This is a genomic window from Actinocorallia libanotica, assembly GCF_039525175.1.
GTDB classification, from domain to species: domain Bacteria; phylum Actinomycetota; class Actinomycetes; order Streptosporangiales; family Streptosporangiaceae; genus Actinocorallia; species Actinocorallia libanotica.
On record NZ_BAAAHH010000010.1, the window covers coordinates 51655 to 66051 of the forward strand.

At 73.6% G+C, this 14397-nt stretch carries 13 protein-coding genes; 1 reads left to right on the forward strand and 12 read right to left on the reverse strand.

Annotation, left to right across the window (positions count from 1 at the left end; translation table 11 throughout):
* Nucleotides 1–3: 3 nt before the first annotated feature.
* Nucleotides 4–2364 carry a SpoIIE family protein phosphatase gene (locus ABD140_RS14610; protein ID WP_344241233.1) on the forward strand — a complete coding sequence of 787 codons (2361 nt, stop codon included), beginning with the start codon at nt 4–6 and terminating at the stop codon, nt 2362–2364.
* Here the strand turns inward: ABD140_RS14610 and ABD140_RS14615 are convergent.
* The 12 genes from ABD140_RS14615 to ABD140_RS14670 form a co-directional block, all read right to left on the reverse strand.
* Nucleotides 2354–3139 carry a DUF1295 domain-containing protein gene (locus tag ABD140_RS14615; RefSeq protein WP_344240929.1) on the reverse strand — a complete coding sequence of 262 codons (786 nt, stop codon included), beginning with the start codon at nt 3137–3139 and terminating at the stop codon, nt 2354–2356. The genes ABD140_RS14610 and ABD140_RS14615 overlap by 11 nt on opposite strands.
* On the reverse strand, nt 3136–4377 hold the full coding sequence (locus ABD140_RS14620; protein ID WP_344240931.1) for a class I SAM-dependent methyltransferase: 1242 nt from the start codon (nt 4375–4377) through the stop codon (nt 3136–3138). The genes ABD140_RS14615 and ABD140_RS14620 overlap by 4 nt, the downstream gene beginning before the upstream one ends.
* The gene (locus ABD140_RS14625; protein WP_344240933.1) at nt 4262–5086 is read right to left on the reverse strand and encodes a DUF1365 domain-containing protein; all 825 of its coding nucleotides are present in this window, start codon (nt 5084–5086) and stop codon (nt 4262–4264) included. The genes ABD140_RS14620 and ABD140_RS14625 overlap by 116 nt, the downstream gene beginning before the upstream one ends.
* Nucleotides 5083–6303 (reverse strand): NAD(P)/FAD-dependent oxidoreductase, encoded by a 1221-nt coding sequence (locus ABD140_RS14630; RefSeq protein ID WP_344240935.1) that lies wholly within the window; start codon nt 6301–6303, stop codon nt 5083–5085. Before ABD140_RS14630 ends, ABD140_RS14625 begins: the two co-directional genes overlap by 4 nt.
* A gap of 21 nt (nt 6304–6324) precedes the next feature.
* Nucleotides 6325–7314 (reverse strand): YbgA family protein, encoded by a 990-nt coding sequence (locus ABD140_RS14635; protein ID WP_344240937.1) that lies wholly within the window; start codon nt 7312–7314, stop codon nt 6325–6327.
* A gap of 153 nt (nt 7315–7467) precedes the next feature.
* A complete protein-coding gene (locus ABD140_RS14640; protein ID WP_344240939.1) occupies nt 7468–8376 on the reverse strand; it encodes a MerR family transcriptional regulator in 909 nt (302 codons plus the stop codon).
* Between the two features lie 94 nt (nt 8377–8470).
* Nucleotides 8471–8965, reverse strand: a complete 495-nt coding sequence (locus ABD140_RS14645) for a flavin reductase family protein (RefSeq protein ID WP_344240941.1) — start codon at nt 8963–8965, stop codon at nt 8471–8473.
* A gap of 45 nt (nt 8966–9010) precedes the next feature.
* Nucleotides 9011–9985: a YbgA family protein gene (locus ABD140_RS14650; RefSeq protein WP_344240943.1), complete on the reverse strand. Its 975-nt coding sequence runs from the start codon at nt 9983–9985 to the stop codon at nt 9011–9013.
* A gap of 143 nt (nt 9986–10128) precedes the next feature.
* On the reverse strand, nt 10129–10845 hold the full coding sequence (locus tag ABD140_RS14655; protein ID WP_344240945.1) for a TSUP family transporter: 717 nt from the start codon (nt 10843–10845) through the stop codon (nt 10129–10131).
* Nucleotides 10842–12173: an MFS transporter gene (locus ABD140_RS14660; RefSeq protein WP_344240947.1), complete on the reverse strand. Its 1332-nt coding sequence runs from the start codon at nt 12171–12173 to the stop codon at nt 10842–10844. The genes ABD140_RS14655 and ABD140_RS14660 overlap by 4 nt, the downstream gene beginning before the upstream one ends.
* Complete coding sequence (locus ABD140_RS14665; RefSeq protein WP_344240949.1) at nt 12170–13024, reverse strand: SDR family NAD(P)-dependent oxidoreductase; 855 nt, start codon at nt 13022–13024, stop codon at nt 12170–12172. The genes ABD140_RS14660 and ABD140_RS14665 overlap by 4 nt, the downstream gene beginning before the upstream one ends.
* Nucleotides 13021–14379 (reverse strand): flavin-containing monooxygenase, encoded by a 1359-nt coding sequence (locus ABD140_RS14670; protein ID WP_344240951.1) that lies wholly within the window; start codon nt 14377–14379, stop codon nt 13021–13023. Before ABD140_RS14670 ends, ABD140_RS14665 begins: the two co-directional genes overlap by 4 nt.
* Nucleotides 14380–14397: the final 18 nt, after the last annotated feature.

Sequence of the window (14397 nt, forward strand, 5' to 3'; positions counted from 1 at the left end):
GCCATGTCCATGGACGCCTCAGCCTCAGCCGTGCGGCCGCCCGGGACCCGGGGGCAGCCGCTCGACGACGGTTTCGGCAGGCTCGCCACGACCGTCGAGCGGCTGCGCCGCGAGGTGCGGGAGGCCCAGTACTCCACCGGGGGCAGGGCCCTGGTCGAACTGGCGGCGGGCGTGCTCGCCGAACGGCTCGGCTCCGGTCTCGTCGCGGCGCACCAGCAGCTGGACTCCCTCGCCGAGCGCGCGGGCGTCTCGCAGCTGGAGATCGCCGCGGACATCGTGGCGCAGGCGGCCAAGAGCGAGCTCGCCGCCGTCGCCCACGCCTTCCTCGCCGGGACGAAGGAGGAGGAGCCCGGCGATCCGGTCGCGGCCGAGGAGCGGATGCGGGCGGCCGAGAGCGCCGCGCTGGCCGCCGACGACACCCAGGCGATGGCCGTCTCGCTGCTGGAGTACGCGCTGGCGCAGCTGGAGGCCGAGACCGTCGCGGTGTGGGCGGCCGACGCCGACGGCTCGCTGCGGCTGGCCGGCGCCGCCGGCTTCACCCCGCCGGAGGCGCGGCGCTGGCGGCACGTCCCGCCCGCCGTCACGACCCTGGCCCGCCAGGCGCTCACCGAGCGGCAGCCGGTGTGGCTGGCGGCCGGGCAGCAGTACCCGCCTTCGATCGGGCGCACCGAGTTCCCGGTCGGCGCGCGGGTCGCGGTGCCCGCGGGCACGGGCGGCAGGCTGCTGGGCGTCCTGGAGGTCTGCTGGCCCGGACCGCTGGAGGAGCAGCCCGCGCCGGTGCACCGGCAGCTGGACTCCCTGGCGGAGCTGTGCGCCTACACCCTGGACCACCGGCCGGGCGGCGAGCCGCAGGAGGTCTCCCCGCTCGCCGACCTCGCGGACGCGGCGCTGGACTCGGCGCTGGTGCTGCGGCCGGTGCTGGAGGGGGACCAGGTCGTCGACTTCGTCGTCCACCATGTGAACGAGAAGTTCTCCGACCTGGCCGGGCGGCCGCGCCCGGCCATCATGGGCACCCGCTTCCTGGAGTCGTATCCGATGGCGGCCCGCGCCGGCGGGCTGTTCGAGCAGCTCGTCTACGTGCACGCCACCGGTGACGCGCTGCGCCGGGTCAGCGCCCCGATGCTCGCGCACGTGGACGAGCTGATGCTCTCGGGCCCGGCCACCTACAGCATCCTGCGCCAGGGCGAGGACCTCCTGGTGATGTGGCGGCTGCACGACGAGTCGACGCGGCTGGCCGAGCTGCTGCAGCACGCCCAGCGGCTGGGCAGGATCGGCGGCTTCGAGGAGAACCTCCTCACCGGCGAGATCATCTGGAACGACCACCTGTTCGAGCTGCACGGGCTGCCGGCGGGCTCGGGCCCGCTGGCGCTGGCCGAGCTGCCCGGCAGGGCCCACCCGGACGACGCCGCGGCGGTCAGCACGTTCCTGAGCACGCTGCTGGACCAGGGGCACGCCACGACGGCGGCGTTCCGGCTCCAGCGCCAGGACGGCTCCTACCGGCACATGCGGGTCTCGGCCGAGCCCGTCATGGACGGCGGGGTGCGGCCGATCGCGATCCGCGGTGCCTACCAGGACATCTCCTCCCAGCACTGGACGGAGATCGCCCTGGAGGCGACCCGCGACGAGCTCAACCACACCCAGCAGCAGGCGGCCGAGCAGGCCAAGCTCACGCTCCGCCTCCAGCACGCGATCATGCCGCCGAGCCAGGGCCCGCTGGACACCCCGCAGCTGCGGGTCGGCGTGCGCTACCGGCCCGCCGGCAACGAGCTGCTGGTGGGCGGCGACTGGTACGACGTGCTGTCGCTGCCGACGGGCAAGGTCCTCATCTCCGTCGGCGACGTGGCGGGGCACGGCATCCAGTCGGCCACCGACATGGTGGTGCTGCGCAACGCGCTGCGCGGCCTGTCGGCGACCGGCGCGGGCCCGGCCCAGCTGCTGTACTGGCTGAACAACGTCACCGTCCACCTGACCGACAACGTCACCGCCACCGCGGTCTGCGGGATCTTCGACCCCGAGGACGGCGTGCTGCGCTGGGCGCGGGCGGGCCACCCCCAGCCGATCCTGCTGCGCGAGGGGGCGGCGGCGCCGCTGCCGCCGATCGACGGCGTGGTGCTGGGCGTCCTGCCGGACCTGGACTTCGACGAGGGCTCGGTCGAGCTGGCGCAGGGGGACCGCATCCTGCTGTACACCGACGGCCTCATCGAACGCCGGGACAGCAGCGTCGAGGAGGCGCTGAGCCACCTCCTGTCGATCGCCGCGACCGACGGCGTGGAGCTGGAGCCCCATCTGGACAGCCTGCTGAGGCAGGGGGCGTCGGACACCGACGACGACACCTGCGTGGTGGCGCTGGAGGTCAAGTCCTGATCCTGGGAGGCCGTGGAAGGAAGCCGCTCGTCCTGGCCATGTACTCCCGGTAGCCGGGGCGGGTGGCGGCCATCCGCGCGTCCAGCAGGCGCTGGCCCGTGACGCGGGTGAGGAACCAGGTCATGGCCAGCGGCGAGACGACGGTGGCCAGGCCGGCGGGGTCGTCGCAGGCCAGGAGGAACAGGCCCCACCAGACGAGGAAGTCGCCGAAGTAGTTCGGGTGCCGGGTGTAGCGCCACAGGCCGGTGTCCAGGATGCGGCCCCGGTTCGCCGGGTCGGCTTTGAACGCGGCGAGCTGGTGGTCGCCGACCGCCTCGAAGGCGAACCCCGCGGCCCACACGGACGCGCCGAGCCAGAAGAAGAACCCGGGCGGGGCGTCCTGGTACATCGCGACCTGGACGGGCAGCGAGACCAGGAGCGCGGACAGCCCCTGCGGCAGGTAGACGCGCCTTACTGCGTAAAGGGCCCGGCTGGACGGCGCGGCCGAGAGCAGGTCGGTGTAGCGGGGGTCCTCTGGCGCTCTCCAGTTGCGCCGCCCCAGGTGGACGGCGAGCCTGACACCCCACACCACGGTCAGCGCCGCCGCGGTCCACCGCCTGACGGGATCGCCGTGGCCGCTCGAGAGGACCAGGCTCACCACGGCGACCGCGGCGAAGAGCAGGCCCCAGGTGACGTCGATCAGGCTGTGGACGTCGCGCCTGACGCCGAGTGCGAAGGTGGCGCCGACGAGGACCGCCACCACCGGCACGGCGACCAGCAGGTTCACCCAGATCACGGCGCCTCCTCCCGCGTCAGCAGGAGCTGCCGGACGTCCAGGTATCCCGCTCGGAAACCGGCCTCCGAGTAGGCGAGGTAGAGCCGCCACATGCGCTGGAACGTGGTGTCGAATCCCAGCTCCCGTACCTGGAAGCCGTGCGCGTCGAACGCCTCCCGCCAGAGCCGGAGCGTCTCCGCGTAGTGCGCGCCGAAGCGGAAGTCCTCGCCGATGCGCAGGGCGGTGGTCGAAAGCGCCTCTTCCAGCGCCCTCTTGGAGGGGATCAGACCACCGGGGAAGACGTACTTCTGGATCCACGTCCAGGTGCCGCGGGAGGCGGTCATCCGGTCGTGCGGCATGGTGATGGCCTGCAGCGCCACCTTCCCGCCCGGGGCGAGCAGCCGGTCCAGGACGGCGCAGTAGGCCTTCCAGTGCCGGTGGCCGACGGCCTCGATCATCTCCACGCTGATGATCGCGTCGTACTCGCCGGTGAGGTCGCGGTAGTCGCACAGGTCGACCCGGACCCGGTCGGCCACCCCGGCCGCCGCGGCCCGCCGCAGGGCCAGGCCGCGCTGCTCGGCCGAGAGCGTGACCGTCCGCACGTCCGCGCCGCGCAGAGCGGCTCTGATTGCCAGCTCGCCCCAGCCCGTCCCGATCTCCAGCAGCCGGGTCCCCGGTCCGGCGCCCGCCCGGTCGAGCAGCCGGTCGATCTTGCGGCGCTGGGCGGCGGCCAGGTCGCCGGCGACCGGCAGCCCCCGCTCCTGGGGGAACAGCGCGGCGGAATAGCTGAGCGTCTCGTCGAGGAAGAGGGCGAACATGTCGTTGGACAGGTCGTAGTGGCTGCTCACGTTTCGCCGGGCGTTGCCGGGCGTGCCGTCCTCGGCGGGGCCGCGCCGGGGCACCGCCAGCGGGCGCAGCCACCGGACTCCGCGCGGGACCAGGGATCCCACCCGGGAGGCGAGCACGGTGAGCACCCCGACGAGGTCGTCGGCCTCCCACTCCCCGGCCATGTAGGACTCGCCGAACCCGATCAGGCCGGATCCGCCGATCCGGGTGAAGAACGCCTCCGGCCGCAGGACGCGAAGGACGGGGCCGCCGCGTCCGAAGGAGGGCCCGCCGACGAGCTCGACCCGGAGGGGCAGGTCACGGACCGCCCTGCGGAGCAGCTTCCGCGCCGCCAGGGACCGCAGCGGCGCGCGCGGGACCGGTTCCAGATCCGGCCACCGGCGTGTCCCCGGCGTTTCGGCGGTCATGGTCATGGGCTTCTCCTTGAGGGGGGGAGGGGCGCGGGACGAGGGGCACCCCGCGCAGGTAGAGGCCGGCGCCCTCGACGCGGATGCGGGCCGCTCCCGCCAGGGGCGCGAACGGGTGCCGGAGGAAGGCGGCCAGGACGCCGGGCCAGGCGGCGGGGCGGCGCTCACCGCGCACCGCGGCGGTGAACGGCGGTGCGCCGGGCGTCTCGAGGCGGACGGAGAGGTCGAGGCGGGCGCCGGGTTCCGGCAGGCTCAGCAGGTAGGAGCCCGCCACCGGAAGGAAGGGCGAGACATAGAAGTCCTTGGCGGCCTCGGCTTCTCCGCCGGGCCCGGGTCGCAGCAGGTAGCGGTGGCGTCCGCCGTAGGTGTTGTGGACTTCGGCGACGGCGCAGAGGGGTTCCCCCGCAGCGTCACGGCACCAGTAGACGGTCAGGGGGTTGAAGACGTACCCGAAGACCCGGGCGTGGCACAGCATGAGGATCTGCGCGGGGGACGCGATCCCGTGCCCGGTGAGGAACTCCTCGAGGTTCTCGCGCAGGGTGCGCGAAGGGTCTCCGCAGTGGTCCCGGGGGGAGAAGGAGGCGAACGGCCCCCATGAGGGCAGGTCGTCGAGGTCCACGAGCCACAGGTATGTCCGGTGCCTGAAGGCGTTCCGGACGGGTGAGGTGCGTGTGTGCGTGATGTCGCAGCGGTAGAGCGCCGGAGGGCGGTTCACCAGCGCACCCCGAGCGCGCGCGCCGCCTCCACGCCGGAGCGGCAGCCGTCCTCGTGGAAGCCCCACCCGTGGTAGGCGCCGGCGAACGCCAGCCGCGGGGTGGGCAGCGAGGGAAGCTCCTTCTGCGCGGCGACGGACTCTTTCGTGAAGACCGGGTGCTCGTACACCATGCGGGCGTGCACGTGTTCCTCGGCGACGGGTCCGTTGAGGGTGACGAGGTAGCGGTCGGGCCCGGGGAGGCGCTGCAGCCGGTTCATGTCGTAGGTGACGCGGACCTTGTCGGGGGTCGTGTCGCAGGCGTCCATGGCGTAGTTCCAGGAGGCCTGTGCTCCTCGGGCCTCGGGCAGGAATGCGGTGTCGCGGTGCAGCGTCGTCTCGTTGCGGGAGTAGGTGAAGGCGTCGAGGACGCGCTTCTCCGCCTCGGTCGGGTCGGGGAGGAGGGCCAGCGCCTGGTCGGCGTGGGTGGCGATGACCGCCGCGTCGAAGGAGTGGCGCACGTCGGAGTGGTCGACGACGTCGACGCCGTCGGCGTGCCGGACCACTGCGCGGACGGGAGCGCTCGTCCTGGTCAGCGGCAGGCGGTCGGCGAGGCGTGTCACGTAGCTGCGGGAGCCGCCGGTGACGGTCTTCCACTGCGGGGACCCCGTGACCGAGAGCATCCCGTGGTTGGCCAGGAACGCGAACAGGTGGCGGGCCGGGTACTCCAGGGCGGTGCCGGGGGAGCAGGACCACACCGCGGCGATCAGCGGCGTCGCGAAGTGGCGGACGAAGTAGGGGGTGAACCGGCCGGAGGCGAGGAATTCGCCGACCGTCGGGTCGCCTTCCCCGCTCGCGAGCAGGGCCCTGGCCTCCCGGTGGAACCGCGGGACCTGGGCGAGCAGCCGCAGGTAGGCCGGTGAGGCGTTCCGTCCGGCGAACAGCCCGCGCGGCCCGCGCGCCCCGGCGTACTCCAGCCCGCAGCCCGCGCACGACACCGACATGCTCATCTCGGCGTCCTGGGTGCGCACGCCGAGTTCCCGGAAGAGCCGGGTCAGCAGCGGGTAGGTGGACTCGTTGTGCACGATGAAGCCGCTGTCGACGGGTGCCGCGAGGTCGTGGGTGTGGGCGTGCCCGCCGAGGCGCTCATCGGCCTCGAAGAGCGTGAGATGTCCAAGATTGCGCAGGATGTAGGCCGCCGTGAGTCCGGAGACGCCGGCGCCGATCACGGCGTAGCGCATGGAGGGTTCTCTTTCCTTCCGTCAGAGGTGGTGCCGCAGGGGAAGCGCGGCGGGGAAGGGCTCCAGGAACGTCTGGCCGAGCAGGTAGGACACGTTCTCGGCGCGCGCGTCGTGGCGCAGGAGCGCGACCGGCACGCTCAGGGGGGCGCGCCCGGCCTGGAAGTCCTCGATCGACGCGACGAGACCGCGCCTGCGCTCCGGGCTCAGCCGATGGCCGAGCGGGCCCAGGACGTGCTGCAGCGCGTTGACCTGGCGGCCCTTCGCCGGACGCACGGTCATGGCCTCGGAGAACACCCGCCGGTACCGGTCGGTGAGGGCCTCGCGGTCGTCGATCCCGGCCCGCGCGACGATGCGGCCGAGTTCGCGGTAGCGCTGCGGGTCGTGCGCGAGGATCTGCAGTTTGTGGCGGCTGTGGAAGTCCACCAGGTCGCGGGGGCGCCACGGCCGGGACAGCAGTTCCCGCAGTCTGGCGTGCGCGAACACGCGCTCCACGAAGTGCTCGCGCAGCAGGGGGTCGTTCAGTCGGCCGTCCTCCTCCACGGGCAGAGAGGGGTAGGCGGCCGTGAGCGCCTCGGCGAAGATCCCGCGGCCGCGGCGGGGCTGCTCGTCGGTGCGTTCTCCGGGCGGTCCCGCGCTGTAGTGGGGGATGCCGAACAGCCCGCAGGAGGGGGAGCGGGACTTCAGGACGAAGCCGTCGAGCCCTTCCAGTCCGGGCAGGAGGCGTTCGGCGGTCTCGGCGAAGGCGGCCGTGTGGTCGGCCTCCCCGTCGCGGTCGACCAGCCGCCCGTCGGTCAGCAGGCGGACGGGCCTGCGCGGTGCGCCGAGCCCGAGTTCGATCTCGGGGCAGACGGTGATCCAGTCGACCATCTCGGCCAGGGGCCCGTCGGTGAGGAACCTGCAGCGGCTGTGGCCGCCGTTGTGGCGGACCGGCTCGCCCAGCAGGCAGGCGGAGGCCCCGAGGCGCGGGCGGATCGCGGAGGCCGGCTCCGCTTCGCGCTGGGTGGTGGTCATGATTCCTCCTCCGAAAACCTATTCAAAACTTATTCATAGTTGCTCAAGGGAGGTAAGACAAGTCCGGGGATTAAAGAACAGGCAGATCTTCCCGGCGGAGGGCAGGAAAAAAGGCACCCGTCACCGGGTGCCTTGGACTCGCGGGGGACGTGCTCAGCCGGGCATTCCCAGGGCCTCGGCCACGGCCTCCACCGCCTCCGGCAGCGACGCGGCGAACCGGACCCCCTCGGGCAGGGGGCGGGCCCAGCCGGGCCCTCCCGCGATCACGCGCGGGGCGGGGCGCCCGCCGGGGACGCGCGCCAGCACGCCCGTGTCGCCGGTGTAGGGCATCTGCGACCACACGAAGACCGCGCCGGGGCCGATCCTCTCCACCGCGTCCCGCAGCGCCTTCTCCGGGACGCGGGCCCCCAGCATCCTGCCGGCGATCCCCCGTTCGGCCAGGGCGGCGCCCAGCGCGTACGCGGGCAGGCTGTGCTGCTCCTCCGGCGCGCAGGCCAGGAGCACCGGCCGCGTCTGCGTGTGCGGCGGGGGCGCCGTCACCTCCGCGAGCACGGCCAGCGCCGCGTTCGAGAGGAAGTGCTCGATCTCCACGGCCTCGCCCGTCGCGGCGTACCGCTCCCCGATGCTGCGCAGCACCGGGGAGATCAGCTCCTCCCAGGCGCGCACCACGCCGTCCCGCGCGACGGCCTCGCGCACCGTCCCGGTGACCACCGGCCCGTTCAACGCCATCACGGCCCGCGCCAGCCCGCGCGTCCGGGCCGGCGCGGTGCTCAGCGCCAGCCGGTTGCCCCCGGCCCCGTGCGCGCGAGGCTCCCGCGCCTCCTCCCGCCCCGCCTCCCCGCCGAGCGCGACCCGCGCCGCCTCGCCGGGAGGAGCCCCCTGCAGGATCAGCCGGTGCATCACCTCGAGCCGCGCCACATCGGAGGCGTCGTAACGCCGGTGCGATCCCTCGCTGCGCCTGCTCGGCCCGATCCCGTACCGCCGGTCCCAGGTCCGCAGGGTCGACGCCGACACTCCCAGCCGCCGCGCCACCGCGCCGACACTCAACCCCGGCGTCTCCACGGAAAACCCCCTCCAGCCACACACCCGGTACGTCCAGCCCTCCATCTTGGCCGAGCAGCCGGGTGGGCACGCCCGGCCGGGCGCGAAACGCCCGTCAGGCGGGGTGTCCGGCCTCCAGGTGCAGCACCTGCGTCAGCCCCAGCGGCGTGTCGCGTCCGTCGACCTGGACGCGCACGGGTTCCAGCAGGTAGCCGGTGTGGTCGCCGAACTCCCTGCGCTCCAGGACGCGCCCCACCATCCGGCGCGGGGCGTCCAGCAGCAGCGGCACCCCGCCGGAGACCTCCTCCCACGCGCACCGCGCGAACTTGTCCACCTCGTCGCCGGTGTTCTCGCCGAACAGACGCGCCAGGGCGAGCTGCCCGGAGTCGCCGCTCTCCAGCACGTGCACGCCCAGCAGCTCGGCCTTCGCCGCCACCCGGAACGTCCGGTTGGTCCGCGAGAGGCAGATCAGGAACCGCACCGGGTCGATGCTGCACTGGGTGGCGAACCCCACCAGGCAGCCGGCCCGCTCCCCGTCCGCCGCCGTGGTCACCAGCAGGACCGGCCCGTCGAACCCGGCGACGAAACGATCGATCGCGTCATTCTCCATGATCGCCCTATGCCCCCGCCGTCCACCGCATATCCCGCGGGTGTCTCACAGGTGGTGGCGCAGGGGCAGCGCGGCGGGGAAGGGCTCCAGGAGCGTCTGCTCCGCGAGATAGGTGACGTTCTCGGCGCGCGCGTCGTGCAGCAGCAGCGCGACCGGCACGCTCATCGGGGCGCGTCCGGCCTGGAAGTCCTCGATGGCGTCGGCCAGCCCGTTCCTGCGCTCCCGGCTCAGCCGGTGCCCGAACGGGCCGAGGACGTGCTGCAGCGCGTTGACCTGGCGGCCCCGTGTCGGCCGGACGGCCAGCGCCTCGGTGAACACCCGCCGGTAGTCCGCGGCGAGGGCGCCGCGTTCGGCGGTGCCGGCGCGGGCCACGATGCGGCCGAGCTCGCGGTAGCGCTGCGGGTCGTGCGCGAGGATCTGCAGTTTGTGGCGGCTGTGGAAGTCCACCAGGTCGCGGGGGCGCCACGGCCGGGACAGCAGTTCCCGCAGCCTGGCGTGCGCGAAGACCCGCTCCACGAAGTGCTCGCGCAGCAGCGGATCGTTCAACCGCCCGTCCTCCTCCACCGGCAGACGGGGGTGGGCCGCGACGAGGGCCTCGGCGAAGGCTCCCCGGCCGCGGCGGTCGACGGGTTGCCCGTCGGTGCGTTCTCCGGGCAGCCCCGCGCTGTAGCGGTGGACGCCGAACAGCCCGCAGGAGGGGGAGCGGGACTTCAGGACGAAGCCGTCGAGGTCCTCGAACGAGGGCAGGACGCGGCGGGCCGTCTCGGCCAGGGCCGCCGTGTGGTCGGCCTCCCCGTCGCGGTCGACCAGCCGCCCGTCGGTCAGGAGGCGGACGGGGCGGCGCGGCGTGCCGAGCCCGAGCTCCATCTCCGGGCACACGGTCACCCAGTCGACCATGTCGGCCAGGGATCCGTCGGTGAGGAACCTGCAGCGGCTGTGCCCGCCGTTGTAGCGGACCGGCTCGCCCAGCAGGCAGGCGGAGGCTCCGAGCCGGGGCCGGACCTGCGGGGCGGTCGTCATGGCTCTCCCTCCGAAGACCTCTCCAGATTCCCTTCATAGCCGCTCGAAGGAGAGGAAAGGTGGTTCTGGATTCCAAGAACAGGCAAACCTGTCCGTCGGCGTGCGGGAGGCCGGCCGCCCGGCGGAGAGGGGGCGTGCACGGTTCAGAAGGCGCCGCCGAGGAGGCCGAGGCCTCCGGCGAAGGAGACGCCGAGGACGGCGGCTCGCAGGACGCGGGAGGGTATCCGGGTGGAGAGGAGCATCCCGCAGGCGGTGCCCAGGACCAGGGCGGCCAGCTCCGGGAGGCCGGGCAGGACGATGCTCAGGACCAGGGCCGTCACGAGGTTCTGGATGAGGAAGAAGAGAAGGAGGTTGGCCCGGCTGGTCTCGGGTGACCAGCCGGAGTTGGCGGCGTAGATGCCGATCGGCGGGCCGCCCACTCCGCCGACGACGTTGAGCAGGGCGCTGGCGGCGCCGGTGGCGGCGGCCCCCGCCGGACGGTTCAGCCAGGGCCAGCGGGCGCCGCGGGCCAGGATGCCCACGGCGACGACGATGCCGGTTCCGGCCGCCAGGGCGAGCCAGCGGGTGTCGGCGCCGCGGAGCGCTAGGGCGACGAGCGGGGTGCACAGCAGCGTCGGCACGAGGAGGTGGGCCACGGCGGAGGGGCGGGCGTGGCGGACATCGCGCAGGAGCGGGATCACCGAGGCGAGCATCGCCAGCACCAGGGTGACGGCGACGCCGTCGCGGGGGCCCAGATGAAGGATCAGGACCGGGGCCGCCGCCAGGGAGAAGCCCATTCCGGTGGCCGCCTGGACCGCGGCGCCGAGCGTGATCCCGGCGAGCGCGAGGAGGTGCGTGCCGGTGAGGAGTCCGTCGATCACCGGGTGGCCGGCCCGTCCAGGGAGTAGCGGCGCTGGAAGACGACGGCGACGGCCATCAGCGCGGCGGGGACCAGGGTGAAGCCGACCACCAGCGCCAGGAGCGCGGAGTCCGGCTGCGCCACGGTCCGCCCTTCGGTGGTGGAGAGGAAGCCTCCGACGGCCAGGACCGCGGAGTACACGTAGGGGCCGATCGCGGTGCCCGTCGCGTCGGTGGCCGTCCACACCCCGGTGTAGGCGCCCGCGCGGGAGGAGCCCTGCTCCTCGGCCGCGGCCACCGCGTCGGGGAGCATCGAGAAGGCGAAGAGCTGCAGCCCGGCGAACGCCGAGCCGAGCGCGACGATGACGGCGACGGTCACGGCGACCCCGAGCCGCTCGCCCGCCAGCAGGGACAGCGAACCCGCGACGAAGGTCCCCTGGGAGACGAGCAGGCCGCGCTGCTTGCCGATCCGGCGGGAGATCCGCTGCCAGACGGGCCCCGCGATCAGCGCGGGCCCCAGGAACGCCCCCATGAACACCGCGGTCAGCCCGTCGTTCTCGAAGACGTACTCGGTGTAGAAGGGCACCGCCGCGAGGAAGAGGTGCGTGGTGGTGCTGGTGAACAGGTACGACAGCACCAGCATCCGGAAGTCGCGATCCCGCCAGGCGACCTTGACGTCGTCCAGGAACGAGTGGTCGTGCGCGTCGGGCGTACGGAACCCGCACCGGTCGGTGAGCCTCCGCACGCCGCCCAGCGCGACGAATCCGGTGACGGCCATGCCGGCGGCCAGGACCAGCGCCATCCGGGCGTAGTCGTCGCGCCCGCCCGCCGCGACCATGGCCGGCGCGACGACGCCCGCGCCGAGCAGGCCCACGGTCAGGAAGAGCATCCGGAACATGAAGACGCGGGTGCGCTCGTGGTAGCCGATCCTCAGGTCCGACGGGGTGGTCAGGTACGGCACCTGGAAGCAGGCGAAGAGCAGGTTCCCCGCGATGTACCAGGCGCCGACCCACAGTGCGGCCGCCGGCCCGGAGAGCCCGGACGGGACGGTGAACATCGCGATCATCGCGACGCCCAGCAGCAGCCCCCAGCGGAGCATGCCGCGCCGGTTCCCCGACCGCCGCGCGTGCCGGTCCGACAGCGTGCCGAAAGCCGGGTGCACGACGGCGTCGACGACCTTGGGCAGCAGCAGGGTCAGGCCGGCGAGGAAGGGGGAGACGCCGAGGGTGTGGGTGAGGAAGTACAGCAGGAGCAGCCCGGGGACGGTGACCCACACGCCCATGCCCAGGGAGCCGGTGGAGTACCTGACGAGGTCGCCGGTGCGGGGCGGCGCCTCCGCCGCGCCGCTCATGCCCCCGGCCCGAGGCGTCTGACGACCCCGGCGGCCAGCTCGACGCCCTTGAACGCCCCGGAGCCGGCGCGTTCGGCGAGCGTCCGGGAGATGATCCGGTCGGTCACCGAGGGCAGGTGGCGGGCGAGGAAGAACTCGACGGCCCCGCGCGGCGTGGTCGGCAGGTCGCGGTGGACCCGGCGGCTGAGGGCGGCCCGTACCACCGCGTCGACGACGCCCTCCAGCGGTTCGTAGCGGCTCATGCCCTCCAGGGAGAGGCCCGCCGCGGCGGTCGAGTCGTGGATCGGGCTGCGCACCATCGACGGGTAGACGCACGTGACGCCGACGTGCGTGCCGATCTCCATGCGCAGCGCGTCCGCGTACGCCACGAGCGCCCTCTTGGACGCCCCGTACGCGGCGGCGAGGGGCAGCTGCATGACGGCCATCCGCGAGGACAGCATGACGACCCGCCCGCGCGACCTCACGAGGGCGTCCACGCACGCGGCCGTCACCCGCCAGACGCCGAGCAGGTTGATCTCGAGCTGGCGGCGCACCTCGGCCCCGGGCGGCAGTTCGGCGGGGGCGGGTCCGCCGATGCCGGCGTTGTTGACGAGCAGGTCGAGCCCGCCGAGTCTGCCGACGGCTTCGGCCACGGCCTCGGGGACCTGTTCGTCGTCGGTGAGGTCGCAGGCGATGACCTCGACGGGATCGTCCTCGCGCGGGGCGACGTCCAGGCCGATGACGTGGGCGCCGAGCCCGGCCAGACGGGTGCAGATCGCCCGGCCGAACGTGCCGGAGGCACCGGTGACGATCACCCGTAGGCCGTGCGCGTCGCGGTGGCCGCCGTCGAGGAGGGTGAGCGGGAGGTTCATGCGGAGGTCTCCTTGCGGCGGTTCGGGGTGAACGGACGGGCCCTCCCGCGCAGGAGCCTGTCCTGTCCGGCCTTGATCTCCTCGGGCACGTCGGCGACGTAGGCGTCGAAGTCGATGCGCATCTGCGGCCGTCGGTCCCGGCCCCACCGGTCGACGGCGTAACGCAGGGCGCGGGCCACCGAGCGCAGGCGCTCCGGGGCGTCGGGGAGCGCGTAGGAGCCTGACAGGTAGGCGGCGGCGAGCTTCGACTGGGCCTCCACGACCGGCAGGGCCGCGCCGGTCGACTGCATCAGCCCGACGAACATCAGGCTCGGATCGTCCAGGTGGAAGACCCGCTTGTACAGCGGCATCTCCTCCGGGTCCCGGCCCAGCCAGCGCGCGGACAGGAAGGGGATGGTCACCTTGTAGCCGGTCGCCCAGACGATCAGGTCGACGCTCTCGGACGTGCCGTCGGTGAAGACGACGCGGTCCCCGTCGAAGCGCTCGATGCCGGGCCGCGCGACGACCTCGCCGTGGGTGAGCCGGTGCAGGATCGTGTCGCTGATCGTGGGGTGGTTCTGGAAGAGGCCGCCCCGGGGCGCGGGCAGCCCGTAGCTCTGCGGGGTGCCGACGGCGATCCGCAGCATGGTCTCGGCGAGGCGCTGGCGGAGCCGCCACGGCAGGACGGCCAGGGCGCCGCCGGTGGCGTCGGAGGGGCGGCCGAAGAGGTACTTCGGCACGATGTGGACGCCGTGCCGGGCCGACAGGAGGACCGGCCCCCGCGCGACGTACGAGGCGTCCACGGCGATGTCCATGGCGGAGTTGCCCATGCCGACGACGAGCACCCGCCTGTCCCGGAAGGCCTCGGCGGCGCGGTAGTCGTGGGCGTGCATCTGCTCGCCGGTGAACTCGCCGGGATAGGCGGGGTCGGGCAGGCGGGGGTCCCAATTGTGGCCGTTGGCGACGATGACGGCGTCGTACCGTTCGGCGTCCCCGGCCTCGGTCACCACCGTCCAGGCGCCGTCATCGCCCCGTTCGACGGAGGCGACGGCGGCGCCGAAGCGCAGGTGGGGGGTGAGCCCGAACTTCTCGGCGTAGTCGGCGAGGTATCCGGCGACGTGGTCGGCCGAGGGGTAGTCGGGCCACGCGTCCGGCATCGGGAAGTCGGCGAACTCGGTGCGGCCCTTGCTGGTGTTCAGGTGCAGGGAGGCGTAGGCGGGGGAGAGGCCGCTGCTGTTGCCGCGCGCCCACAGTCCGCCCGGACGGTCGCCCTTCTCGTAGGCGACGGCCTCGACGCCCGCGTCCAGCAGGGCTTTGACGGCGGTGAGGCCGGCCGCTCCGGCGCCGACGACGGCGACACGGCAGGGAGGGGTCATGGTGCTTTCTCTTCTCCG